Origin of the sequence: Flavobacterium tistrianum, assembly GCF_003254545.1 — a bacterium.
GTDB lineage: Bacteria > Bacteroidota > Bacteroidia > Flavobacteriales > Flavobacteriaceae > Flavobacterium > Flavobacterium tistrianum.
Map to the genome: position 1 here is coordinate 68682 of NZ_QJRH01000070.1, position 26551 is coordinate 95232.

20 protein-coding genes and 1 pseudogene are annotated in these 26551 nt (G+C 34.0%); 7 read left to right on the forward strand and 14 right to left on the reverse strand.

Annotated elements, in window-relative coordinates; all coding sequences use genetic code 11:
• Window positions 1-146 precede the first annotated feature (146 nt).
• Both DMB71_RS13930 and DMB71_RS13935 read right to left on the reverse strand, forming a co-directional pair.
• The gene (locus tag DMB71_RS13930; protein ID WP_111367060.1) at window positions 147-941 is read right to left on the reverse strand and encodes a helix-turn-helix domain-containing protein; all 795 of its coding nucleotides are present in this window, start codon (window positions 939-941) and stop codon (window positions 147-149) included.
• 97 nt (window positions 942-1038) lie between these two features.
• Window positions 1039-1374, reverse strand: coding sequence for a hypothetical protein (locus DMB71_RS13935; RefSeq protein WP_111367062.1), 336 nt, complete (start codon window positions 1372-1374; stop codon window positions 1039-1041).
• Between the two features lie 806 nt (window positions 1375-2180).
• Between DMB71_RS13935 and DMB71_RS13940 the strand changes: the two genes are divergently transcribed.
• The gene (locus tag DMB71_RS13940; protein ID WP_111367063.1) at window positions 2181-2417 is read left to right on the forward strand and encodes a hypothetical protein; all 237 of its coding nucleotides are present in this window, start codon (window positions 2181-2183) and stop codon (window positions 2415-2417) included.
• Between the two features lie 219 nt (window positions 2418-2636).
• Here the strand turns inward: DMB71_RS13940 and DMB71_RS13945 are convergent, their stop codons facing one another.
• The 5 genes from DMB71_RS13945 to DMB71_RS13965 all read right to left on the reverse strand — a co-directional run bounded on the left by DMB71_RS13945 (window position 2637) and on the right by DMB71_RS13965 (window position 10830).
• Window positions 2637-3230 (reverse strand): hypothetical protein, encoded by a 594-nt coding sequence (locus DMB71_RS13945; protein ID WP_111367064.1) that lies wholly within the window; start codon window positions 3228-3230, stop codon window positions 2637-2639.
• A gap of 4 nt (window positions 3231-3234) precedes the next feature.
• Window positions 3235-4758: a hypothetical protein gene (locus tag DMB71_RS13950; RefSeq protein WP_111367065.1), complete on the reverse strand. Its 1524-nt coding sequence runs from the start codon at window positions 4756-4758 to the stop codon at window positions 3235-3237.
• Window positions 4759-5069: 311 nt separating this feature from the next.
• Window positions 5070-6158, reverse strand: coding sequence for an efflux RND transporter periplasmic adaptor subunit (locus tag DMB71_RS13955; RefSeq protein WP_111367066.1), 1089 nt, complete (start codon window positions 6156-6158; stop codon window positions 5070-5072).
• Window positions 6148-9432 carry an efflux RND transporter permease subunit gene (locus tag DMB71_RS13960; protein WP_111367067.1) on the reverse strand — a complete coding sequence of 1095 codons (3285 nt, stop codon included), beginning with the start codon at window positions 9430-9432 and terminating at the stop codon, window positions 6148-6150. The genes DMB71_RS13955 and DMB71_RS13960 overlap by 11 nt, the downstream gene beginning before the upstream one ends.
• 12 nt (window positions 9433-9444) lie before the next feature.
• Window positions 9445-10830 (reverse strand): TolC family protein, encoded by a 1386-nt coding sequence (locus tag DMB71_RS13965; protein WP_111367068.1) that lies wholly within the window; start codon window positions 10828-10830, stop codon window positions 9445-9447.
• Between the two features lie 175 nt (window positions 10831-11005).
• On the opposite strand from DMB71_RS13965, the gene DMB71_RS13970 reads away from it, so the two are divergent.
• The 3 genes from DMB71_RS13970 (at window position 11006) to DMB71_RS13980 (ending at window position 13342) form a co-directional block, all read left to right on the forward strand.
• On the forward strand, window positions 11006-12043 hold the full coding sequence (locus DMB71_RS13970; protein WP_111367069.1) for a sensor histidine kinase: 1038 nt from the start codon (window positions 11006-11008) through the stop codon (window positions 12041-12043).
• A complete protein-coding gene (locus tag DMB71_RS13975; RefSeq protein ID WP_111367070.1) occupies window positions 12040-12744 on the forward strand; it encodes a LytR/AlgR family response regulator transcription factor in 705 nt (234 codons plus the stop codon). Before DMB71_RS13970 ends, DMB71_RS13975 begins: the two co-directional genes overlap by 4 nt.
• A 193-nt stretch (window positions 12745-12937) precedes the next feature.
• On the forward strand, window positions 12938-13342 hold the full coding sequence (locus DMB71_RS13980; protein WP_239452974.1) for a hypothetical protein: 405 nt from the start codon (window positions 12938-12940) through the stop codon (window positions 13340-13342).
• A gap of 171 nt (window positions 13343-13513) precedes the next feature.
• Here DMB71_RS13980 and DMB71_RS13985 read toward each other — a convergent pair whose 3' ends face one another.
• The 7 genes and pseudogenes from DMB71_RS13985 to DMB71_RS14020 all read right to left on the reverse strand — a co-directional run bounded on the left by DMB71_RS13985 (window position 13514) and on the right by DMB71_RS14020 (window position 21239).
• Entirely contained in the window at window positions 13514-14278 is a 765-nt protein-coding gene (locus DMB71_RS13985; RefSeq protein WP_111367073.1) for an SDR family NAD(P)-dependent oxidoreductase, read from the reverse strand.
• Window positions 14279-14369: 91 nt separating this feature from the next.
• Window positions 14370-15092, reverse strand: coding sequence for an SDR family oxidoreductase (locus DMB71_RS13990; protein ID WP_111367076.1), 723 nt, complete (start codon window positions 15090-15092; stop codon window positions 14370-14372).
• A gap of 210 nt (window positions 15093-15302) precedes the next feature.
• Window positions 15303-16226 carry a helix-turn-helix domain-containing protein gene (locus tag DMB71_RS13995; protein ID WP_111367078.1) on the reverse strand — a complete coding sequence of 308 codons (924 nt, stop codon included), beginning with the start codon at window positions 16224-16226 and terminating at the stop codon, window positions 15303-15305.
• 166 nt (window positions 16227-16392) lie between these two features.
• On the reverse strand, window positions 16393-16953 hold the full coding sequence (locus DMB71_RS14000) for a 2'-5' RNA ligase family protein (RefSeq protein ID WP_111367080.1): 561 nt from the start codon (window positions 16951-16953) through the stop codon (window positions 16393-16395).
• A gap of 16 nt (window positions 16954-16969) precedes the next feature.
• Window positions 16970-19231 (reverse strand): annotated as a pseudogene (locus DMB71_RS22185) (CocE/NonD family hydrolase).
• 107 nt (window positions 19232-19338) lie between these two features.
• Complete coding sequence (locus tag DMB71_RS14015; RefSeq protein WP_111367088.1) at window positions 19339-19653, reverse strand: hypothetical protein; 315 nt, start codon at window positions 19651-19653, stop codon at window positions 19339-19341.
• 554 nt (window positions 19654-20207) lie between these two features.
• Window positions 20208-21239, reverse strand: a complete 1032-nt coding sequence (locus tag DMB71_RS14020) for a helix-turn-helix domain-containing protein (RefSeq protein WP_111367089.1) — start codon at window positions 21237-21239, stop codon at window positions 20208-20210.
• A gap of 107 nt (window positions 21240-21346) precedes the next feature.
• Between DMB71_RS14020 and DMB71_RS14025 the strand changes: the two genes are divergently transcribed.
• The 3 genes from DMB71_RS14025 (at window position 21347) to DMB71_RS14035 (ending at window position 26514) form a co-directional block, all read left to right on the forward strand.
• Entirely contained in the window at window positions 21347-23737 is a 2391-nt protein-coding gene (locus tag DMB71_RS14025; RefSeq protein ID WP_111367092.1) for a TonB-dependent receptor, read from the forward strand.
• Between the two features lie 25 nt (window positions 23738-23762).
• Entirely contained in the window at window positions 23763-24995 is a 1233-nt protein-coding gene (locus tag DMB71_RS14030) for a DUF4374 domain-containing protein (protein ID WP_111367094.1), read from the forward strand.
• 136 nt (window positions 24996-25131) lie between these two features.
• Window positions 25132-26514, forward strand: coding sequence for a PepSY-associated TM helix domain-containing protein (locus DMB71_RS14035; protein WP_111367416.1), 1383 nt, complete (start codon window positions 25132-25134; stop codon window positions 26512-26514).
• Window positions 26515-26551: the final 37 nt, after the last annotated feature.

Sequence of the window (26551 nt, forward strand, 5' to 3'; positions counted from 1 at the left end):
GTGGCTCCGTTTCTAAAAGCCAATCTTTGTCGAGCTTCTTGCAGAGATTTCTCCTTCGTCGAAATGACATAAAATGAGAAAAAACTTTGCGACTCTGCGACTTTGCGAGCAATTTTCGCAACGAAAGGAAAAAGCTTGGAAATAGGCTACACTTGCATTACTTTCTCTTTATAAGATTTCGGAGAAATATTTGTGTGTTTTTTGAAGAAGTTTGAAAAATAGAATGGATCATTAAAACCCAAAGCATAAGCAGTTTCTTTTACTGATAATTTCTCGTAGGTAAACAAACGTTTTGCTTCAGAAATAATCAGTCCGAAGATGATATTTTGCGCAGTTTTGTTGCAATGCAGTTTGGAAAGTTCATTTAGTTTGGCTTCGGTTGTGCCGATTAAATTGGCAATTTCATTGACAGAAAGATTTTTGTCAAAATTACTGCGAATAGCTTCCAGAAAATGAAGAAACAAAGCGTCTGGTTTGTAGATTTCTTCTCCCAGTTTTATTTTAGAACGATTGATTTCTATTAAAATCAATTGAATTCTAGAATGAATAGAAATGAGGTATTGATACGGTTTTTGGGCAATTTCCTGCTCGATTAGCTGTAAAGCATCGACGACCAATTTGTTGTCATCTACTTTTATTACTTCATTCATTGCAAAATGGCAGAACAAACTATTATGGAAAATAAGTTCTATGTCATTATCATTTTTACAGAAGAAATCATAAGTAAATTCGAGAACAAATCCGGTTGCATTGTTGCTGTTTTTTATAAAATGAATTTGACCAGACGTTATCGTTAAGACCGAATTTTTGGTGATTAGATATTCGTTTTCGTCTACCGAAAGCATTATTTCGCCTGATGTACAAAACAATAGCACGTATTTTAATACACGTCTAGGATACTTTAAATCTTCTGCCTGATCAAACGTCTTTATTTCAATCATTTGTTTTGGTTTTTAAATACAATTTTGATAGTTATTGGTAGCTAAGATTTTGTAAAGTTATGCATTTAAGGAAATTGTTTTTCACGATTTATTATTATTAATCTTCATGCTTTTCGAAATAAAGAGAAGCCATTTCTACAATTGCCTCTTTTGTTGTAAAACTGTATTGAACTCCATGATTGAGAGTATAAGAATCTCCAAGTTCGGGATAATGCTGTTTTCCATCTATATGAAATGAATCTAAAACCGAAAGCCAGAGATTGCGATGCCGATCTTTGAAATAAAACTGATTTTTATCTGAAACAACTAAGATTGTTCCATTGTCATCATCAAGAATTGAAGTATGGTTACTGCGTTTATAATCACCCATAATAGTAACATTGGTGTTGTATTTTTTAGATGTTAATTCTGCAATTTTTTGTGTTAGCGGCATAAGAAGTGGTATTTAATTAGTCTGAGGCCAGTAAATTTAAAGCTGTAGATTTTGTTAACATTACCCGTAGAAGTTATTTTTGTATTAAAATAAGGTTTTTTTTTGCGTCCAATTTGCCATTTTGAACGGAGGAAACTCTAGCGATAGCAAACAGCCAAAGCAAATCTCCAAAAGTAGCTCGACAAAGATTGGCAATGAATAGCCCCTAGTTTCAACTAGGGTATTAAATAAAGTTTATAGAAGTTAGACTTTAGCCAAAAGTGCACATTTTGGCTAAAGCCATCTTTGTGGTGATCTAGTAAATCTCCATCTAAAGATGGAGGCAATTGATATTTTTTAATGAGGATCAATCTTTGCGTTCCTCTGGTTGAAACCAGAGGCTATGTTTTAAATGATTGTGGAGTTTGTCTTGATTTTATTGCCTTTTGCTATTGTTAGTGTTCTCGTCTTACGTCTAGTTTGTCATTTCGACCGAAGGGAGAAATCTCCACTAGTAGCTCGACAAAGATTGGTGATTTAGATTGTGGAGTTTCTCGCGAAGATTTCTCGTTCCTCGAAATGACAAAAATGCGGTTGAAATATAGATTTCTTATATTTGATAAAAGGAATAAAGTTATTGAAAGGAAAATCTTTCAATTTAGAATACTTTTCTCTACATTTGAAGTTCCTAAAAAATTACGACTTTAAATTAGAGCAAGATTTTCCCTTGTATTATGTGTACGGTATCGGAAACGACCGTAAACGCCGTCGTAAGCGTTAGGAACACTAAGATGCAAGGGTTTTTATATTCCTAATATTACGACATTATGAGTACAAAAAACACCCTTTCCAAAGAAGCCGAAACAAGGCTGATTGATTTTTTTAACCATATTATAGATCCCGAAGATATGGCTAAAATCTTAAGACAAGTAAATTGCATTTTAGCTCTCGGCGTAATGCGACAACACGAAACCCTCCAAATCGGACTAACTAATTTTGAAGACAATTATTATTGGCTCAATGAATTGGCGGAGATTTTGAATCCTTATTTGAGTGAGGAGTAAGATTTGTAAAATGGAAAAACCTCGATTTTTTTAGGGTCGAGGTTTTTTATTTTAAGAAATAAAATGTGTTCCTTACTTTGCGGGCACGGATTGCAAATCCGCGCTATCGTTGCGGAGATATATCTGCGCAATTGGGTTTTTCTACATTTTTTAATAGTGAATTACGAACTCCAATTTCTCTAAAATAATCAAGCTGGCATATTCATTATTTTGTTTTTCTTACCAATTGATTTTTTTTACTACATAAAAATTCTCTTTCGTGCCTCTAACGGCTTTAAAATGAATAGAATCAGGAATTTTTTCAAAGTTGTTAATGAGTGTTTTGTTTTCATTTCTAAATTTATCGTATGTCACTAATTTTATTGTGTCTCCAAATTTCAAATTATCCAAAGATCTATTTTGGTTGTATTTTCTTAATAATTTTAAAGCGTCAACTTTCGATATTAGATGATTTCGTTCTTTTATGATTATATCAATTGGTTTATCAATTAATGATTTATCTGAATCTAACTGATAGATAACTTTTCTTTTATTTTGCTTTTGATATACTTGATAATCAAAAGACCCATCTCTTAATGTTCTATTATCAATTCGATAAAGCCAAACTACATAATCCACAGAAGAATCCATTGTTATCTGAAATTCAGTAGGAAGTGATAAGACTAAACTATCTTTAATATGGGTATTTTTTAAATTTGGTAAAATAGTAACTATTTCTTTAGTATCTAATTGCTTAACTTCAATCGGATCTTTTTTTTCCAAGCAAGATGTTAGTAATGTGGTTACTAAAATAAGGATATAAATATGTTTCATTTTGCTAATTTATAAAGATACAATCTACATAAGTTTTATAATCATCAATAGTATCATCTTTTATTGAATAATGAAGGAGAGTATACTCAAAAAGAGATTTGTCATAATTATTTTTGATTAATTGATTTTCATATAAGTCATTTAATTTTTGTATTGTTTTTATTTCTCCTTTTAATAGTTTGTCCAATATTTGTTGATTAATAAGAGTGTATTGATAGTTTCCATATTTTTCTTTTTTAAACCATTTTGCATCTGCTAATTCATAAATACCATTAAGCCCTCTATCCTTTGCTTCTTCAACAGCATCTGAAACCATTCCATTCCAAACTCGTTCAATAGGTTTGCTAATGCTAGGATAAACAATTGCATTTAAAAAGTCTAAAGGAGCAAACATGGTTGTAATAGTTTCCATTTTTTTTTCATCCATTGCAAAACGTAATAGATCTAGAGCTTGTAAGGTATAATCTAGTTTTTCTACATTTTTTAATAGCGCATTACGTACTCCAACTTCTCTAAAATAATCAAGCTGGCTTATACCCTTTGTGGTAACAAGTTTTCCTTCTTTTATGTAGCCAAAATTTGCAGCTTGTGTAATTTCGTAAAGTTTACCGCTGTTATCAAATACGGGTTTAGTGTAAAGTCTTTTACTAAATTCTATTTTCCCCAAGTTGTTGGCTAAAAATCCTTTTTTGAGTTTTTTTACCGCAATAGAATACCTTAGTTTATCACTGTATTTTACCATCTTTTCGCTAACATCTGCGATGGCGTTATCTTTAATATCGTCGAGAATAGTATCCATTATTTTTTCTAATTCTTTCGATGGTTCTACAATGGCAACAATTCCAGCAGAGAAAACAATAAGTTCGCCGTCTGCAGCTCTAATTTCTGGAAAGCCATAACCTTCATAGGCAGGTTTTATAAACAAATTAGTTTCAGAAGCGTAAACACTCAATAAATTATTATTTGAAATCCAATCCTGATTACGATATTTCCAAGTCCAATAAAAATCTAGACAGCCATCTTTAAAATAACCTTTGTCTGATAAAAGATCACTATTCCATTTTGGGTTCAAAAACAACTCAATGGTCATAATGTGTTTTCCGTTTACTTCTCTTACAATAGCATTTCTATAAACTTTTTTACCATCGAGTTTATCATCATCAGGAACTAGCCAATCCAGAAACATTCCGGTATCTTTATCCCATAGCTGAAACGTAATAATCGTACCGACAGAAATATCATTGCTCACAGTCAATTGAAAATAAACGGTTTTACCTAAAGAAGATTTAGGTCCTCTGTTGTCCTGTTCTAAATTTCTCATTCCTTCATAATCTGAAGTCCAACAACCTGAGAAAGCAATTTCAGGCTCTTCTCTAACTGGTCTTGGTTCAGGTTCTCCATAGGTATATTCGGGTGCGAAATATTCGATACGGCCGTTTGAGTTTATTTCTATTTCATTGGCAAATTCCTTTGTTATTCCTCTTACAATATAAGTGGCATTGCCGCCAACACGTCTGGTTTTAGTCATAAGGCATAATTATTTAAATAGTTAGTAAAAAAAATGCAATTTTTTGGATTTTATCTTACTTTCTAAATGTATGCACAAGTAGATTAGGTAAAAACCTTTAGAGGTTTTATTTGTATCAAAATAAGGTTTTTGTGAAACGGTTATTATTTTTTCTTCTATGTATTCGAATAATTGAATCTTAAATTATTTTACAAAAAAAGGACAGTCCTCACAAATCAAGAGAACTGCCCTTTTAGGCAAATTTTTAGATTTGCATTCCTAAGAATGCGTACAGTTTTTGGTAATCACTAAATTAAAGACTAAAACGCAGGTTATTCGTTTATGACATCGCCTTCCTTAGTTTCTTCGCTGGCAATTTTTACCAGTTTATCATTTGGAGTTAAGTCGCCGAAAATTTCGATTTTATCTTCGATTTCTCTTCCTTTTTTAATGTCCACTCTTGTCGCTTTGTGGTTTACTACTTTCACTACATATAAACCTTCCGCAGAATTTACTACCGCCGATTTTGGTACTACAAATGTGCTGTCTTTCGCGTTAAGCGGTAATAAAACTTCGGCAACCATTCCAGGCAATAAATTTCCTTTGGTGTTGTGAACGTCCATTTCTACTCTTTCAGAACGCAATTTTAAATCTAAAGCGCCAGACATTCTGGTAATTTTAGCTGTAAAAGTTTCTGGCAACGATTTTACATTAAAACTCATTTCGTCGCCTGGGTGCAAATATCCTGTATACAATTCTGGAACAGAAACCGCCAAACGCAATTTGCTTTGCTCCTGAATCGTCAATAAAGGCAAATCTGAACCTTTTCCTGCTGGACCAACAAATGTTCCCAAATTGACATTTCTAGCTGCTACAACGCCATCAAAAGGAGCACGAATTTCTAAGTAGCCTCTCATAATCGCAATTTCTTTATGAGCTGCAATAGCCGCTTGAAGTTGAGCGTAATCGGAGTTCTTTTTGCCGCTTGCCATTTCTAAATCGTTTTTAGAAATCGTTCCTTCAACCTTGCTCGTTTCGTACAAACGGTTGTAAGTGCTTTTGCTCGTTGCATAAATGGCTTCCATAGATTTCAATCTCGATTCGGCTGCAGCCAATTGCGAACTTATTTCTGGTGCTTCTAAAACAATTAAAAGCTGTCCTTTTTTTACTTTCGTACCAATATCAACTTTTAAGGTTTTTACGAAACTGCTCACTTTTGCATACAAATCAACTTGCTGGAAACCGGTTAATTCGGCTGGCAAACGCAATTCTGTTGTTAGTTTTTCTTTCGCTAAAAGGAAAGTTTCAACTTTAGGTTCAATTTCTGCTTTAACAGGTTCTTCTTTTTTAGAATTACAGCTGTTAAGGAAAAATACTGCTGCTAAAAACAGCGGGCTATATTTTATAATTTTAGTGTTCATTTTTTGGTTTTAATGATGAAATATAATGGATGCTTTCTTCGTCTTCAGGATCTAAAGAAACAGATTGTGTCGATGTTTTTTCTTGTGCCCACGCAAATATCTGCGGAAGGATCAATAATACGGCAAAAGTAGAAAATAATAATCCACCGATAACCGCTCTTCCTAACGGAGAAACTTGATCGCCTCCTTCGCCGTGTCCAATTGCCATTGGCAACATACCCATAATCATGGCAACAGAAGTCATGATAATCGGACGAAGACGCAACGCTGCTGCTTCTCTTGCAGATTCTAATGCATTTCCGTTTATTTTTCGAAGCTGTTCGGCATTCGTAACCAAAAGAACGGCGTTGGCAATAGAAACCCCAACCGACATGATGATTCCCATATACGATTGTAAGTTAAGCGTAGAACCTGTAAGTGTCAACATTAATAAAGCACCTAAAACTACGGCAGGAACTGTTGTTAAGATTACCAGCGAAACTTTGAACGATTGAAAATTAGCGGCCAACATTAAGAAGATTACAAACACAGCGACCAATAATCCTGTTTGTAAACTGCTTAATGTCTCTGTCAATACAGTACTTAGTCCGATTGGCGTGATAAACAAACCACGTGGTAATTCGCCCAATGAACTAATCGTTTTGCTCACATCTTTTGAAGCCGTCCCCAAATCGGTTTTATAGATGTTTGCCGTAACGGTAATGTATGGCATGGCCCCTAAATTGTCATTTTCTCCACTCACAAATCCTGGTGTAATTTTGGCAACGTCACTTAAAACCGGACGAAGCGAATTTTTCAATACTGGAATTTCTCCAATATCGGTTTTGCTTTTCATTTTATTTAAAGGCACTTGAACCTGAACAGAATACGATAATCCTGCTTTTTCATCGACCCAGTTATTTTTTTCTGTATAACGGGAAGATGAAGTCGAAGCCACAAGCGAACGAGAAATATCATTCATATCGACTCCTAATTCAGCAGCACGAGTTCTGTCAATATCGATATTCATTGCTGGATAATGTATTGGCTGACCAATTTGCACATCTCTGAAATACGAAATTGCTTTTAGTTTGTCTACGATTTGAGTCGCGTATAATTCGTTTCTTTTTTTGTCTTTTCCAGCTACTCGAATCTCAATTGGAGTAGGAGAACCTTGGCTTAACACTTTATCTGTCAATTCGATTGGCTCAAAAGAAAGTTTGGTGTCTGGAAGCAATTTTTTAAGTCTTGCTCTAAGTTCATCTTTAAAATCGTCCATATCTTCCTCGTAATCTTTTAAACTCACTTGGAAAACCGCTTCGTGGGAACCTGCCATGAACAGATAAATCGGGTTGATTGAGAATAGAGAAGGGTGCTGACCCACATATACAGATGAAATTCCGATATGATCTTTTCCGACCATTTTTTCTAATTCTTTTAAAACAATTCTCGCTTGTTCTTCGGTTCTTTCTAGACGTGTTCCGTCAACGGCACGCATTCTTAGTTGGAACTGACTTGAATTGGTTCTCGGGAAAACATCTTTTCCGATAAAACTAATAAACAAGATTGCCAAAGCAGTTGCAACAACCAGATACGTAATACTTGTTATTTTTTTATGAACAAATAAGCGGTCTAAAGTTCGCATAAAACGAATCTTGAATCGTTCGAAACTGCTAATTTTTCCGTTATTGTTAGTGTCTTCTCTTTCTACATAATCTTTTTTCTGCGTAATCAGATTTTGTTCAGATTCTGGTGTTAAACCACAGTCGTTAAACTCAGCTTCATCATCTGTAATTTCTGGTCCGTGTACGTGTTTTTCATGTCCTTTCATCATCCAGTTGGCCATTACAGGCACAAAAGTTTGAGACAACAAGAATGAAATTACCATTGAAAAACCAATTGCTAAAGCCAAAGGCAAGAACAGCGCTCCTGGAATACCAACCATAGTAAATGCTGGAGCAAATACAGCAAGAATACAAAGAAGGATCAATAATTTTGGCAGAGCGATTTCTTTACAGGCATCCCAAATGGCGAGCGCTTTTGGTTTTCCCATATCGAGATGCTGGTGAATATTTTCGATTGTTACGGTACTTTCATCCACCAAAATACCAATTGCCAAAGCCAATCCTGAGAGAGACATTAAGTTAATGGTCTGACCGAATAATTTTAGAAATAAAACACCCGAAATAATAGAAATCGGAATCGTCATAATTACAATTAACGCTGCACGACGATCACCCAAGAATAACATTACCATTAATCCCGTTAAAACCGCACCAATGATACCTTCTGTAATCAAACTTTTAACCGAGTTGATCACATAAACCGATTGGTCAAATTCATACGTAATGTTTACATCTTCAGGAAGCGTGCTTTGAATTTTAGGAAGTTCTTTTTTCAATTTCTGAACCACATCCCAAGTCGAAGCGTCTCCCGCTTTTGCAATACTAATATAAACCGAACGTTTTCCGTTTACCAATGCATAACCAGCTGTAATATCGGCACCGTCTTTTACATTGGCAACATCGCCTAGTTTTAAGTTTTGAACACCGCCCTTGAATAACGGAATCTGTTCAAAATCTTTAATTTCTTTAATCGTATTATTGGTTGGTGTAATATAGTTTTTGTCGCCCATACGAACGTTTCCTGATGGAGCCGTTTGGTTGTTTAAACGAATCGCTTCTACGATTTGATCTGGCGTCATATTATGAGAACGCAATAAATCTGGATCTACGTTAATCTCAATAGTTCTTGGGCTTCCTCCAAATGGTGCTGGAGATAATAAACCAGGAATTGAGGTAAACGAAGCACGAACATAAACGTTGGCTAAATCCTGTAATTCGTTATTTGAACGTATTTTACTGCTCAATACCAATTGCCCAATTGGAAGTGAAGAAGCATCAAAACGAATGATGAACGGAGGCTGTGTTCCTGGAGGGAAAACCGCTTGGATTCTGTTTGAAAGTGCACTCAATTCGGCTGCAGCCTGTGCCATGTTGGTTCCTTCATAATAGGTTAATTTCATAATCATTAACCCTTGAATATTTTTAGTTTCTACCGATTTGATACCGTTTGAGAAAGGTAAAACGTTTACGTAGTTTTTGGCAAAATAAGCTTCCATCTGGTCTGGCGTATAACCTCCAAATGGGTGCGCAATGTAGATAACCGGCAAATTCATTTTTGGCAGAATGTCTACCTTAATGTCTCTGATGGCACCAATTCCGAAGAAAAATAGACCCGCAACCAATACTAAAATGGAAATGGGTTTGCGGAGTGCAAAACGTATTAAATTCATTAGGATTTATAATTAAAATTCATTTATAAATAAGTCAAAATTTCCTGTTGCAGCGACTTTTAATAAGTACGACTGCCACACATTATTATTGACAATATCTCGATCGATTTCAGCACGATTCAGCGTGTAAATGGTTTGCGTTAAATCGGTTAGATCGGTTAAACCATTTTTGTATAATGTCGATTTCTGAATGTAAGCTCTTTGGGCTGCATCAACCTGAATTGGCGCTTCGGCATAATTTTCCAAAGTAATTTTGATTTTATCTTCTGCAAATGTCAGCTGCGATTTCAATTCACGATCAGCCTGATTGTATTCTTCTTGCAAAGCTTGTGATACAAATTTCTGAGCGCTTACTTGTTTGCTTGATCTGAAAGGCGTGGTTAAATTCCATGTAATTCCAACTCCAACCAAATAATTGGTGCGATCTGGATTTACGCCATCCCAATAATTTCTTGTAAATGCATTTTGATTGGTTGCGTACGAATTATCAAATCCTGAAGCTCTGGTTTGTAAAACCCCAAAAGCGCTCATTGTTGGATAATAGAATCTCTTATACAATTTAACCTGCTGGTTGCTGTAATCGATTTTAGTTTTATAAAATTGTAATAAAGGGTGAAGACTGTCCGTAGCAGTTTCTTTAGTCACCAATTCTTTTGGAATCTGAGTTACAAAAAGTGTGTCAGTAACGAAATCCTGCGGCGCAACGCCCATTAAATCGACTAATTTGTTGTTTTGTTCCTTAACAAAGTTTCTGGCTAAGTTTAAAGCGATTTTAGCTTTAGAAACTTCGGCTGTAGCCAATGTAGAATCTACTCCGGCCAATAACCCATTTTTAACTCTTGCAACAGCTGTTTTCTTAAAAACTTCTGCACGTGAAAGGTTTTTTTCTTGCGAAATCAGTAATCTTTGGCTTGCCAATAAATTCAGATAAGCAGCTGAGATTTTGATTTCCTGCTGGAATTTTTCCTGCGCTAAATCTTTTTCTTTAGCCTGAACATCAATTTTAGATAAATTGATTTTTTCCTGTGTTTTTCCGAAGGTGAAAAAATCCCAGTTCATGTTGACTAAATAAAGTGCACCAAATGCTGAGTTCCAGTTTTGCTCTGGCAAGGGAAGTCCTGATGAAGCAACTCCTAAACCTCCAAAACCATAAAGCGGTCCGTTTTGTCCGTTTACAGTTCCGTAATCCTGCTGAGCCGATAAATTCAGATTTGGCAGATAATCACGACGAGATTGTTTTAGAGTCTCTTTTGATGCATTGGTGTAATTGTTTTTTGCTCGAATAGAACCGTAGTTTTCAAGTCCTATCTTTATGGCTTCTTTTAAAGACAGGGTTTGAGCGTAGCCGGCTGAGGCAAAAATCAATAAAAATAATAAGGTAATTTTTTTGAAATACATAAACTCAAGGTGTGAATAGAAATATTTTTTGATGAAACAAATTTATTTCTCTTACACTGATAAAAGTCAGGTTAAGTGATGTACTGCACTAGTAAATGACGAATTGAATTGGTCATTTTTTGAAAAAAATAATTAGATATTTGTTCGTACTTTGTAAACTATTTCACAATTAAGAATGAACAAAAGAATTGATAACATATTGGATAACAAATGGTGGCAGGAGGTTGCCGTTGTCCTTTTTTCATTTACAATTTATACCCTAAAAAATGACTGGATGCTGTTTAGCTCTTTCGTTTCTATTGCAATGGGTGTATTTTTTTATTGCATTTTATATATGCATGCTCAATTTAATCGCTTTTTTATCCTTCCGATTTTATTCAAAGCAAACAAACCTTTTACCTATATCATCCTGACGCTTTTCGGAGTTTTTGTATTCTCGGTCATTTTGTATGAAATTACAAGGATGGATATGTTTGCCAAATGCCATTTGTACCAAAACTCGCATCAGAGAAGTTATGCGTACCAATTGGCGAGCGTTTTAGGAACTTTGGTCTGCATTCTCAGTCCAATTATTGTCTTTAAGTTTTATCGTATTCACAGAAAACAAACCGATGCGGCTTTATTGTTCAATCAAATGCAATTGAATTCATTGAAAGGACAATTAAATCCGCATTTTTTGTTCAATACTTTTAATACGCTTTACGGAATCAGTCTTCAGTTTCCAGATAGAACGCCCGATTTGATTATGAAGGTTTCACAGTTAATGCGTTATCAATTGGAAAGCAACAGCAAACAATGCGTATCTTTAGAAGATGAACTAGAGTTTATAAATAGTTATGTTCAGCTTGAAAAAGAGCGTGTTGGCTATCGATGTGATATTACTTTTGAAAGCGATGTTGATAATGAAAACGCCTACAAAATCTCTCCAATGCTTTTAATTGCGTTTATCGAAAATGCTTTCAAACACGGAACTTGCGCTATCGAAAGATGTTTTGTGAAAATTACGATTTCAGTTCAAAACGGATTGCTGCATCTTCATGTTGCCAATTCAATTCCGAAGAAAAATGATGTGATTTCTACCAAAATCGGCTTAAAAAATACCATTGAACGTCTGAATTTAATTTATGGAAAAGACTATAAATTAGACGTTAAAGACGATAAACAGACTTACATTGTAGATTTAGAAATACAGCTTAAAAAGTTTGTAAGATGAGAGAAACAAAGAAATGCATTATTGTAGACGATGAACCCGCTGCGCATTATGTTCTGGCCAATTATATCAAGCAGAATCCGCAGTTAGAATTGGTTTTTCAAGGATACAATGGCATTGAAGCGATGAATTATCTTAGAGAAAATCCAGTCGATTTGATGTTTCTAGATATCAATATGCCTGAAATTTCAGGAATGGAATTGCTTAAAATTCTTCCAACGCATCCTAAAACTATTTTGACTACCGCGTATTCTGAATTTGCGCTTGAAAGTTATGATTACGGCGTAATTGATTATTTGCTAAAACCCATTTATTTTCCAAGATTTCTAAAAGCAATTGACCGATTTTTTGCGACCGAAAGCGTGAAGCAAAAAACAGAAGAAACGGTAAATTCGGTTAGTGTAAAAGTAGATGGCTATCTGATGGATATTGAATTGGATCAGCTTTTATACGCACAGAGTTTTGGCAATTATGTAAAACTTCACACAACAAAAAGAACTTATCTAGCTTCGATAACGACAACAGAATTTGAAAAGTGTCTTCCAGAAAAGAGTTTTATGCGAGTTCATAAATCGTACATCGTAGCGCTGGATAAAATTGATGCAACCGAAAAAGATTTTGTTGTCATTAAAAACGAAAGAATCCCAATTGGAATTACGTATAAAAGAGAGCTAACCGACCGATTAAAAAAACTAGAATTATAATTGAATATTTGATTTCAAAGGAGTTTTTTCAACGAATAAAAAATGTTAATTTCTTCATGTTGTCGTAAGAGAAAAAGTATTAATTTTAATACGTTGCTAAAGTTTAATTTTAAAAAATGAAACTATGAAAAACGTGTTTTTGTCTTTTACTTTTTTGTGCAGTAGTTTTTTAATAGCCCAAGAAGGAACTAATATGAAAAAGGAAATCACGCCTCCAGAAAAGGTTCGATTTGCTTTTGAGAGAGAATATCCGGGAAAAGTGCCAGTCTGGTCTGAAGAATATGTTGGAGATGATGCAGACGAAGTTAGATTTGAAGCACGATACAATGTAAACGATAAAACCAAAGCGGTAGCGATTTACGATAATCTCGGAAACATGAAAGCGTATGAGCTGCAGATTCCGTTTAAACAGCTTCCAATAAAAGCGCAGTCTTATCTTAAAAAGAATTACAAGGCAAAAGCCATTAAAGAAATTGCAATGGTGGTAGACGATAAGAAAAAAACAACCTACGAAGTTGGCGTAACCAAAGAGGCCAAATTTTACGATATAGTTTTTGACGCAGAAGGAGATTTTGAAGTCTCAGTCGAAAAGAACTAAAAAAGCTTTACTAATTCAAATATTATTTGAAATGACAAACCCGATGAGTTTTTAATGCTTATCGGGTTTTGTTTTTTTATAATGAGTTATGAGTTATGAGTTATGAGTTATGAGTTATGAGTTATGAAGTACCGCTAACCATCAACTATAAACCATCAACCATCAACTAAATTAAAGCATCATTCCACCAGAAACTTCAATTCGTTGTGCATTTACCCAGCGAGCATCTTCTGTACATAAAAAGGCAACAACACCGCCAATATCATCAGGAAGACCGACTCTTCCTAAAGCGGTTACAGAAGCAATCTGCTGATTCATTTGCTCGTTGTCACGAACAACTCCGCCACCAAAATCGGTTTCAATTGCACCTGGTGCAACTATATTAGCTCTAATTTTTCTTGCACCCAATTCTTTTGCCTGATATTTTGTCAAAGTTTCCATTGCGCCTTTCATAGAAGCATATGCTGCATATCCAGGGAAAGAAAATCTTGCCAAACCAGTTGAAATATTTACAATTCCGCCACCATCGTTCATTACATTAAGTCCTTTTTGAGTTAAGAAAAATGGTCCTTTGAATTGAATATTAGTTAATTGGTCAAATTCTGCTTCAGTTGTTCCAATGAAAGAATTGTGAATTCCGATTCCTGCGTTGTTTACTAAAAAATCAAATTTGTCTGTTTTAAAAGTGTCTTTCAAAACTGTTTTTACTTGATCGAAGAAAGAATCGAAAGTTCCAGAATCAGCAACATTTAATTGTAATGCAGCGGCTTTCTGCCCTAAACTTTCAATTTCCGAAACTACGGTGTCAGCTTCTTCTTTTTTGCTGTTGTATGTAATAATTACATCCAGTCCTTTTTTTGCAATCGCGATTGCCATATTTTTTCCTAAACCTCTGCTACCGCCCGTAACTAGAGCTATTTTTGTATTTACTGCCATATTTTTGTAGTTATGAGTTATGAGTTTTGAATTATGAGTTATGAAATGTTTCTTGTATTTGTGATGTCAATTCATAGCTCATAATTCATAATTATTTATGCATTGCATTAAAATGATTTCTTAATTCTTCTGCGCTTGCGTTTAATCTTGTTTCGCTGGTTCCGAAAGTCAATTCTTGTTTGCCTTCTTTTAATTGTTGGAAAATTGATTCGATAAAACTGCTTACGCTTGGATGTGCATCATGAAGACCAATGCCGCCTAAATCGGTGTTTAAAGCTGGCGGAATAATTTCTACCACTTCAATCTTTTTCTCTTTTAATAAATGACGAAGCGAAATTGTAAAAGATCTGAAAAACGCTTTTGTGGCCGAATAAACTGGAACTTTTGCAAAAGGAGAAAATGCCAATCCCGAAGTTACATTCATTACAGTTTTAAGAGAAGGTAACTGTATAAATAATGATGTTAAATGTAAAGGGGCTTCAATATTAGTTGCAAGCTCATTTTTCATGTTGGCATAAAAATCAGCATCGGTTATGTTCATCCAGTTTTGAATTCCAGCATTATTTACTAAAACATTTAAATCAGGATGATTTTCCTTAATCCATTCATAAAGTGCAGCGCGTTCTTCTTCTAGAGACAAATCGCACACTTTGGTAATAATTGATGGAAATTTTGCTTTTGCGTTATTTAAAACCGATTCTCTTCGTCCGCAAATAATCACAGTATTGTTTTCTTGAATGAATCGTTCGGCAAGTCCAAGTCCGATACCGCTTGCACCGCCAGTTATTAAAATTTTGTTGTCTGATAAATTCATCTTTTCGTTCTTTAAATTTGATTAGACAAAGGTAGGAGCGAAGTAGAGTTGGGGAGTTGTAAATATCAAACCGATGTTTGCGAAATTCAAATCAGAACTGTGAAATTCCAATTTTTTAAGTTTAAAATTCCAAAGAGTTGCTTTAAACTTTGTCAAAGTTCGAAACTTTGACAAAGTTCTGGCAAAACCTGAAACCTGAAACAAAACAACTTAACTCCTAAAAGCAATCGGCGTAAAGGAAGTCTGTTTTTTAAAGAAATTAGAAAAATGCGCTAATTCTTCAAAACCAAGAGAATAGGCGATTTCAGATATGTTCCAATCGGTCTGTTTTAAAAGTATTTTTGCTTCGTTTGTTAATCGGTTTGTAATTAATTCTGTTGTGGTTTTTCCGGTGTTTTCCTTTAAAACCTTATTTAAATGATTCACATGCACGGATAATCTCTCCGCAAAATCTTTTGCGGTTCTCAATTCCAATCTTTGATTTGGGGATTCAATTGGGAATTGTCTTTCTAATAATTCAGCAAATAAAGAAGAAACCCTTGCTGCCGAATTATGTTTAGAATATAAAGCGGTAATAGGCTGTAATTTTTGTCCAAAGTGAATTAATTCAGCAACATAATTTCGAATTAAATCGTATTTATAAATATAATCAGAATTAATTTCTTTTTGTATTTTATTGAAAATCAATTCTACTTCTGAAACTTCTTCATCAGAAAGCTGAAAAATCGGATAACCGTCTGAAGCAAAAATTGGAAGTTCATCTAGATCGATTCCACTTTTGCTTTTCGATAAAAACTCATTTGTAAACACACAAAATTGTCCTCCTTGATTGGTATCCTGAGGCAAATAATTGTACGGGATTTTTGGTGTTGCAAATAGCAATCCTTGTTTTTCGATTTCGATTATTTTGTCGGCGTATTCTGCTTTGTTATGACCTCTAATCAAACTTATTTTATAATAAGCTCTTCTATCATAAGGCATTCCAGGTTTTCCTTTCATGCGCTCCAGAAGTTCTTTAATATCGAAAATATTAAAATGCCCAATTTCTTTCTGAATGTCGTTTGGCAACAATGAAGTTGGATCAATTGTCGAGCCTTCGGTAATCTCTTTGTAAAATGAATCTAGGGATTTCATATCGTAATGAATTGCGAAATTCAAATATACGAAAAAATAAGCATTGAGAGTTTAACCGCAAAGAGCGCAAGTTTTTTTGATTTAGACAGTCTATAAAAACGCAAAGTTCGCAAAGCTTTGTGTAAAATCTTTGCGAACCTTGCCTAAATCTTTGCGCTCTTTGCGGTTAAAACAAACTTCCCTGAACAAACTCTGGCTCAGGATTACTTCCGAAAGGAAAAGCATCAATAACAAAAAACTGTTTTACTTTGGGATCAAACTCTCTTAAAACAATTTCATTGCATTCAAATTCAAGATCAATTGTGGTGAAAAGTTCAGAAGCAATTTTGAGATTTTCTGGCGTTAATCTTCGTCCAATTGACAGGTGTGGATTATCACTTTTTTTGAGTTTTAAAAACTTGAAGGTTTCATGAATCTTTTTCATGATAGGCACCAGATTATTTTCAGAATCTTCGGTTACACCAATAAAAAAAGCACCACTATTTTGGAAAGAATCAAAATGATTTAATAATACTGGGAAAGGCGTAAAAGTATCCGAAACTTTAGAAAGCTTTTGTCTGATAGAATCGAACTCAGATTCCTCAATTGTAAACTCACAAATTGTAATATGTGCTTCAGAATTGCAACTGTTATACCAATTGATTTTGCTTTTTAAAAAGTCTTTCAATTTTTTAACGGGCTCAACTAACGCTCTAGAATAAAATACAACCGAATATGTTTTTTCCATATATGAAAAATGCTTTTTACAATTTTAGAATAGGAAGTGTAATGGTGCTGTCAGAATACCATTTTATTTTTAGAGGCTCTTTAGCGTCAGAAATGGTTTCGTCGCTAACGTTTTTACCAGTACCATAATTAACTTCCCAGTTTGGGTTTTTATTAGCTCCTAACACAATTACAATTGAACTTCCTTTTTCTAATTCTTTTGAAATTATAAAGGTTTGCTCAATATCAATTGTTTCTATTTTATTAGGAGTCAATAACTGCCTTTTTGTTCTGTCTTTTGCCAAACTAGCTCTTTGTAAATTGTTAGTTAAAGCAAAATATTGACCTTTTGCTGTTTTTTCGTAAAGCTGTATTTCGACATCAATATCTTTTTTGTTTGTGCTTATTTTTAACGATGCTTTCAATGAACCACTAATTATAGTTGAATTTTCAAGAGGATCACTTTCAAAAACCAATAAATGTTTTTCTGGTTTAAAAGTCGAATCTATCACTTTAGGAAAACCGTTTACATAATCATCATTATAAATATTAATTTCAGATCGATCTGTAAAATCAACTGTTTGGTTAATTATAGCTGTTTTTTTAGGAGCTGTTTTTTGCAGTGAATATTTAGAATTGCTGTTGCTCAAATAAAAGATTAGATTATCATTGTGCATTTTGTCTAAAGAAGAAACGCTTTTCCATTCATTTCTGCCCATGATTTCAAAGTTTACTTTATCCTTTAAAATTTCAGGACGTTTTGCACCTTTCAAAATATAATCAAACCATTCAAAAATAATGGCATTAATTGGAATATTTGCTACTTCATCAATAGTATAACCTCCTAATTCTTTTCTTGGAGCACCTTGTGAACCGCCATGATCGTAAGGTCCGATTATGAGATAATAATTATCGCTTTTATTATATTTTTGATATTAATTATAATAGTACATCGCACCCAACTGATCATCATCGTAATAACCAGTTGTGCTTAAAATTGGAATATTAATATTGGCAAAAGCTTCTTTTTGAGGCGTCATATTCTGCCAGTAGCTATCGTAAACAGGATGTTCCAGCCATCTTTGAAATAAAGGAGAAGAATTGCCTTCAATTTTGTCTAAAGAACGGAAACTGGCTCCAGTTTTATAATATTGCGTAAAAACTTCATCCCATTTTTTGCTATTTAAAAAGCTGTTTAAATCCGTTAATTTAGTATTGGCAACCAAATGAATCCACTTTAAGGTATAACTCATAAAAATGCCATTTTGCATAGGAAAATCAATTCCAGCTCCTACCGAAACCAAAGGCACAATTGTTTTTAAAGCAGGATGCACTTTTTTTACGGCGCTCCATTGGCTAAAGCCCAAATAACTGCCGCCGTATAATCCGATTTTACCATTGCACCATGACTGTTTGCTAACCCAGTCCAGAATATGATATGCATCGTCGCCATCGTGTTCGTAAGGTTCTATTGGGTCATTGCTTAAATGTTTGCCTCGCGTATTGGCAACAAAACCTACGTAGCCCATATTTGCAATTTCCTTACAGTCGCTGACTTCGTTTCCTGCGTAGATAGTATACTTCATTACAACGGGCTGAGGTTCGGTTACATTTTTAAGTCTGACCATAGTGGCAGAAATCGTGTTTCCGTTTGGCAATGTAATAATGATGTCACGATCTATTACATAAGTATCGGCTTCAATTTTTGCAATTATTTTGTTAGCAATTGAAAGAGTTTTGCTCAAAATAAAATACCGTGAATATTGTCGGCATAATTGCGCGGCATTTTCTACACTAATGCTGTCATTGTCTTGAACCGCTTTAAGTTGTTCTTCAAAATCATTTTTAACGTCGGATAGTTTTAATTCATAATATCCTTCGGCCCAGCTTTTTCCCTCTGCATTAAAAGTATTGTATAATTTATAAAACTCAGTTGTAAAGACTTTTTCAAAATCAGATTTTGTTTTAGGTTCTTTTAAAGCCGTCTTCGCATAAGTTTTATAAATAAATCCTAAAGGTTTATTGGCAATACTGTCTCCCAAAATTTCCTGCGAATAGGTTACAAAAGTCTCATGCATTCCTTTAAAATCTCCAGCTACAGATTGCATTCTGGCATAATAATCTAAGTAGGAAGCCCGGCTTGGATTTTTATAAAGCGGCAATGCCTTTTTGGCAAGAAGCGGCATGCTTTTGCTGAGGGTCAGACTGTCTTTGTAATTGCTTTTTTCGAAATAGATTTTTTGTGAAGTTCCTATTTGAAAGGAAAAACAAATGAATAATAGAATGAAGCTTTTTTTCATCTTAAGAAACTTACTTTTTGAGGTATTGGTTTAAATTTGTCTTCTCAAAAGTAGCATAAATTTCTTATAATTGGCAAGTAGGTTTTTATAAGAGAAAAAATATTTAGTTAAATTTTTCCCTTCAAATGTAATCGATGCAGGATTTCAGATTTTAATAATCCGCTTCCGCCACCAAAATGTTCAATGACTTCAACATCTGGCTGAGTTTTTAAACAGAAGGCAGTAAATTCTTTTTCAACATGATCTTCAATTGCAGAACTTAAAAGAACAATGTCGATTTTATTGTTTTGAAAGTATTCTTGGGCTTCTTTTTCGTTATTAAAAGCAACTCCATTCCAGTTTTCATCAGCATTAACAAGACGAAGTAAAATAGCTAAAATGGCTTCATTTTTTCCGAGCAGTAAAAATTGCAACTGTTTCATTTTTCAAGGTTCTAAGGTTCTGAGGGTTCTAAGATACTAAGTTTCTTGTCTCTTTATTTATTCTTTAATTGTCCAGATTCTCTCATTCTCTGATTAAAATCACTCGCAAATGTAGGAAGGGTTTTGTAAAATGAGACTTAATCTAGGACAAGAAACATCTTTTTTTGAAAGTATTTCGTTTTAAATCTAGTATTTTCTTTCACAAATTTACGTTAAAAAGAATTTTGGCAATGTTTTGCGATACAACTATTTAAGGTTTTAAATTAAGGTTAAGAATGTTAATTTTTTCACACAATGAGGAAAACCGTAAGGTTATCTATATTGTGAATTCTAATTTTGGCCTGTAGAAATTTAAAAACTATGATAGCCTTTACCTTTTTGGGTATCATTTAATTTCTATAGAAAACTGTTTTTGGAGAAACGTTTTTACATTGAATTTTGACATATTCATTTGATCGTGGGTACTTGTATATAAGTTTGCAATATACATTAATGTCTAATTTTTTTAGGGGTTTTAAGATTAAGTCGACGGACATAATTTTAAAACCCTTTTTTTACCACAATAATGAAAAGCCAATTAGCCAGAACTGAATGTTATCAGTATTGATTTTAAACTTTTGAGGCGAGAACCTGTAATAGCTTTTAAATGCCGCAGAAAAATGCGAAACGTCTTTGTAACCGCATTTATATGCTGCTTCGCTTACTGTAGTGGTTTTATTTTGAAACAATTCTTTGGCATGTTCCATTCTTAGTTTTATGATATAACTTTTGACAGTGGTACCAAAACAAGCTTTAAAACCTTTTTTTAGTTTGAATTCATTTAGCGAAATAATTCTCGAAAGTTCTGGTAGAGTAGGTGTGTTTCTATAATCGTTTTCTAATATTTTTTTTGCTTCTAAAAGTTTATCATAATCTTCTTGATTGATTTTATCTGTTTCTAAAGGTTTGATAATTAATGTCTCAAGCTGATGAATAAGAAGTTCTTTAATTTTGCTTTCGATATAAATTCTTTTTAAAACGCCTTCTCGAGTGCAGTTTTTAATTTCAGACGTTACCCATTGAATTGCAGGTGTAAAAGGAAGGTATTTTGAAGTTAAATAACTAGATTGTTTTTCGAGGATTTTTTTCGAAAATTTTTCATGAAGTTGCCAGTCTTCATTGATGATGTTATAATAGAATTCTTTAGAAAGAATAATCGACAAATAGTTGATCTCTGTAAAAGGCGGAATTTTAAATGTTGCTTTAAAATTATTAGTATAGAAAATATTATGCGTGTTTTTTTTAGAATATTTTTCGCTTTCCAATTGATCAATATGGGTTTCGACATTACTGCTGTAGATAAAATTCATCACAACCGATTCTTCATCAATTTCAAAGATGATAGTTTTTGGAGTTGAATAATACATCTGAGTATCAAGAAGAACCAGTCCTTCAGTAATAAGATGATGGCTTATAATTTTTTCAGAATCTCCATTTTGAATGTCGACATTCTCTTCGGTTAAAATACTTTTCGGATAATATTTATTTCCAATTTGAATTCTAATTATAGGCGTTTCTGATGTTAAAAGTGTGGCGTTGATTTTCAAAATTTAATCCGTTTTTACAAAATAATAATCCGTTTTTCCCTATCTTTTTTAAAGATGTTGATGGTACTTTTGCAACAAAGTTATTTATAATTAGTCTAATTAAAGATATGTCAACTCAAAAATTTTTATTTGCCAGTTTATTTTTTCTAACAACGTTCTTATCATTTTCCCAGCAAAATGAAGGGTTTTCAGTTTCTGGAAAGGTTGTTGAAAATTCTGGAGAAACAATTCCGTTTGCAACTGTTGTTGTCGAAAAAACAGGTCTAAGTGTTGTTTCGGATGAAAACGGAAATTATATTTTAAAAAATGTACCATCTGGAAAACATACTTTAAAAATTTCTGCATTGGGATTTGCAGTTCAGAAAAAACAAATTGAAGTTTCGGACAATTTAGAAGTTTCAATTAAAATGGAAAGCGAATTGCAGGAATTAGAAAGTGTAACAGTTCTTGGAAGATCGCAAACTGATAAAGTAAACAAACAAGCTTATAGCGTAACGGCTATCGATGCTAAAAAACTGCACAATTCAACTCTCGATTTATCACATGCTTTAGACCGCGTTTCTGGTGTGCGTAACCGTGAAGCGGGCGGTGTAGGTTCAAGATCAGAACTTTCTATCAACGGATTTTCTGGAAATCAGATTAAGGTTTTTATTGACGGAGTTCCAATGGATAATTTTGGTTCTTCTTTCCAAATGAATAATATCCCAATTAATCTTGCCGATCGTGTAGAAGTTTATAAAGGTGTTGTGCCAATCTGGCTTGGAGGAGATGCTTTGGGAGGCGCAATAAATATTGTAACGAATAGCAAACCAAGAACTTTTGTAGATGCATCATATTCCTTCGGATCTTTTAATACGCATCGTTCAAGCATAAACGCTGGTTATACGGCAAATAGTGGTTTTACGACTGAAATTAATGCTTTTCAAAACTATTCTGATAATAATTACTGGGTAAATGTTGATGTTGCCGATTTAAATACGGGTGCTTATTTCCCGAATCAGAGAGTAAGACGTTTTCATGATAAATACCGCAACGAAACGGTGATCTTAAATGTGGGTATCACTGGAAAAAAATATGCTGACAAATTAATGATCGGTTTTACTGGCGGAGAAAACAAAGCCGACATACAGACAGGTGCCAGAATGGTTAGCGTGTTTGGACAGATTTACAGAAAAGGAAGCATTGTAATGCCAACTTTAAAATATCAGGTAAAAGATTTATTTACTAAAGGGCTGAATGTGAATATTACAGGTAATTACAATTTTGGTTACGAGCAGAATATTGATACCGTTTTTAGAAGATACAATTGGTTTGGCGATTACAAACAATATGATGGCGCAGGAGGGGAAAGAAGCCGAACGTTGCGTAAATTTTATAACAATAATGGGATTGCTACAGCGAATGCAACTTATACGCTAAACGATAGACATTCATTTATGGTCAATAATACGTTTAACACGTTCGACCGTAAAGAAAGTGACGAATTGGTTCCAGAATCTTTGGTTTATAAACAGCCTAAAAAAACGCAAAAGAATGTTTTAGGATTGGGGTATAAATTAGATTACAATGAAAAATGGAGCACGTCTCTATTCTTAAAAGATTATTCATTAAAAACTACTTATTCAAGAAGTTATAATCCTTCGGGAGCTACAGGAGATATTGCTTATCAGAAATATGTAGATCATACTTCGACAACGGGTTACGGTGCTGCTACGAGTTATTATTTGAGGCATAATTTACAGATAAAAGCTTCTTATGAAAAGACATACAGACTGCCAACTCCAGAGGAAATCTTTGGTAATGTCAATGATAACTTAGAAGGAAACCTTGCTTTAAAACCAGAATCTAGCAACAACTACAATTTAGGAGCGAGTTATCAAACTAGTTTCCGTGAAAAAAATGCTTTGTCTTTTGATGTAAATCTTTTGCATAGAAATGCAGTAGATTTTATTCGTCCGACATTAAATAACAATCAAACCATGACTACCAATGTCAATCAAGGGAAAGTGACCAATTATGGTATCGATGGCGAAATTAGATATTCGTACAGCAATCGTTTTACGGCTGGTATCAACACAACTTACCAGAATATTAGAAACAAAACAATGTACGAACCGAATCAAAATTATGTATCTCCTTTTTATAATGACAGAATTCCAAACATGCCTTATCTATTCGGAAATGCAGATGCTACGATGTTCTTTAATAATGTTTGGAAAAAAGGAAACAATCTGTCTGTAGGCTATAATCTGCTGTATGTTCATACTTATTATTTGTCATGGCCAAGTATGGGAAGCAAGGATAGCAAATTAGAAATTCCGCAACAGTTTAGCCATGATTTAAATGCGGTTTATACAATGGCAAACGGAAAATACAATATTGCTTTAGAATGCAAAAATCTATTAGACAATAAGCTTTACGACAATTTTTCGCTGCAAAAACCAAGTCGCGCTTTCTATATCAAGTTGAGATATTACTTCAGTAAATCAAATAATTAAATTTTAATACAAACACCATAATACAATGAAAAAAAGTACAACACTAGCGTTATTATCAGCTGTTATAGCTTTTACAGCTTTTTCTTGCAGCAGTGATTCTGATAAATCAGGAGGAGAAACTGGCGGCGGAACTGATACAGGAAAAACTAAATATATTATTACTGCAACAACTGGTGCAGCGGGAATTGCAGATTATTTGCTAACTGCAGACGATGTCTCTACTGGAACAATCACAACTACAGGAAACGGATTAGAGCAAGATGGAACGTATCGTTACTACATTACAGCACAAAATAATTTCTTTAGTTTACTTTACGGACAAGGAAATCCTGGAGCGGTAACCACTTACAACTTAAATGCTGAAGGGAAATTGGTTAAGAAATCTGACTTTCAAGCAGAAACGGTACACGTATTTGCTGCCGTAAACAAAGATATCTTAACTATTAAAGTTCCAAGAAGTGGTGCTTCTATTGCTTCTATGTACAAAATTGATGCTGAAAAATCGCTTATTACAGGTGAAGCTCAGCAAGATACTAAGAAATTGGCTGGAAACGGAGAAAGAGCTTTCTATACTTGGGCAACTCAAGTTGGAGATAAAGTGTATATGCCTTATATGAGTATCAAAGGAGACGGAGTAGACAATTTTGGTACTGCAAATCCAGATAGTACTTGGGTTGCGGTTTACAATTATCCAGAATTGAAATTAGAAAAAGTAATTAAAGATAATCGTACAAGTTATTTAGGAGCTTATTTCACAAACGGATTATTCCAAGACGAAAATGGAGACGCTTACGGATTCTCTGGTGCAATTGCTACTAGCAATGCTGTAATGACTTCTACAAAACCTTCTGCAATTGTAAAAATTAAAAAAGGAACTACAGAATTTGATAAATCTTATTTCTTTAATGTTCAAGAAAAATCTGGAGGTTACAAAATTTCATCTACAACTTATATTTCAAAAGGGAAATTCTTATTGTTAATGTACGGAAATGTGGGTAAAAACAATGGTGCTGTAAAAATGGCAATTGCCGATGTTTACAACCAAACATTTACTTGGGTGACAAATGCGCCTGAAACTTTAACTTCTGTAACGAGCCGTTACAATATTACTTCAGAAGATGGAAGTTCTGCAATTGTAGGGATAAATACTCCTGACGGAAACTGGATTTACTCAATCAACGGTACAACTGCTGTTGCAACAAAAGGTATGAAAGTTGAAGGCGGACAAATTACTGCAATTCAAAAATTAAAATACTAATATTTTTTTGCCGTAAGTCCTTATTTGATGAGGACTTGCGGTTTTTTTATTTATCCTATTTATCTATCCAATTATGTTTTCTTCTTCAAAACCAAATAACAAGAAAAAAAGTAAAAAGTCGCTTTTTAAGCGCATTATGGCCTGGCTGCATTTGTGGCTTGGTTTGGCATCTGGAATCATTGTAGTAATTGTAAGTCTTACAGGCTGTATTTATGTTTTTGAAAATGAAATAAAAGATTTTATTGAAGACTGGCGGTTTGTAGAACCTCAGGAAAAAGCATTTTTATTGCCGTCTCAATTGGTTTCGATTGCAGATAAAAAAATGAAAGATAAAAAAGCAACTAGTGTGACTTTTGGCGCAAGAGATGAAGCAGCTATTGTTGGTTATTTTGTGGAGAAAAAAGAAGAGGGTGAAAGAGGAGGCCGTGGTGAAAAAGGAGAGCATAAAAGAGGAGAAAGAAAAAAAGATTTCGCTAAAAGTGAAGGCGAAAAAGCAAAATCTGAAGCAAAAATTCAAGGGAAACCTGGAGAAAAAGGTAAAAAAGGAAAAGATGAAAAACGTAAAGGCGGAAGAAGACAGGGAACTTTTATAAGCGTTTATATGAATCCGTATACTGGAGATATATTAAACGTAAAAACCTTTTCAAGAGGAGAATCGCCAGATTTTTTCAGATGGATCCTAAACGGACACCGCGCATTATGGCTTCCTTATGATATTGGAAGACCAATCGTGGGAGTTGCAGTTTTAATTTTTGTTGTTTTATTGATTTCAGGCATCGTTTTATGGTGGCCTACAAAATGGATTAAATCCATTATTGATAAAAGTTTTAAGATTAAATGGGATGCCAGCTTTAAACGCGTCAATTATGACATGCACAATGTGTTTGGTTTTTACAGCTGCATTTTCTTGTTTTTTATTGCCGTAACAGGTTTAGTTTGGAGTTTTGGATGGTGGAGCAAATCTTTGTATTGGGTTACTTCTGGAGGAAAACCATTGGTTGAAAACCGTGAATCTCCAAAATCAGATACAACTCATGTGACAGCGTTTAATATTACAACAGCAGACAAAGTTTTGCTGAATTTAAGAAAAGAGAATCCTCAGGCTGCTGGAATCATGATTAGTATTCCCGCTAAACCTGCAGATCCAATAGGTGCTTTTGTTTACAAACAAAGACATACTTTTTATAATATGGATCGATATAGTTTTGATCAGCAGACTTTGAAGGAAATTTCGATTAAAACACCTTTTTCTGGAAAATATATTGAAGCTAATATTCCAGACAAAATCAGACGTATGAATTACGATATTCACGTAGGAAGTGTTCTTGGACTTACAGGGAAAATTATTGCGTTTTTGGCGAGCTTAATTTCTGCCAGTTTACCCATTACTGGATTTATTATCTGGTGGGGAAAACAGAAATTTGGAAAAAAGAAACCAGCTCCAAAACCAAAAGTAGCGATTAAAGCAATTCCTGTTCCTAAATTGAAAAATACAGCAGAACAAGAAGTTACTGCCTAATCATATTAAAATTGGTTTTTTAATTCCTTTTTGTTTT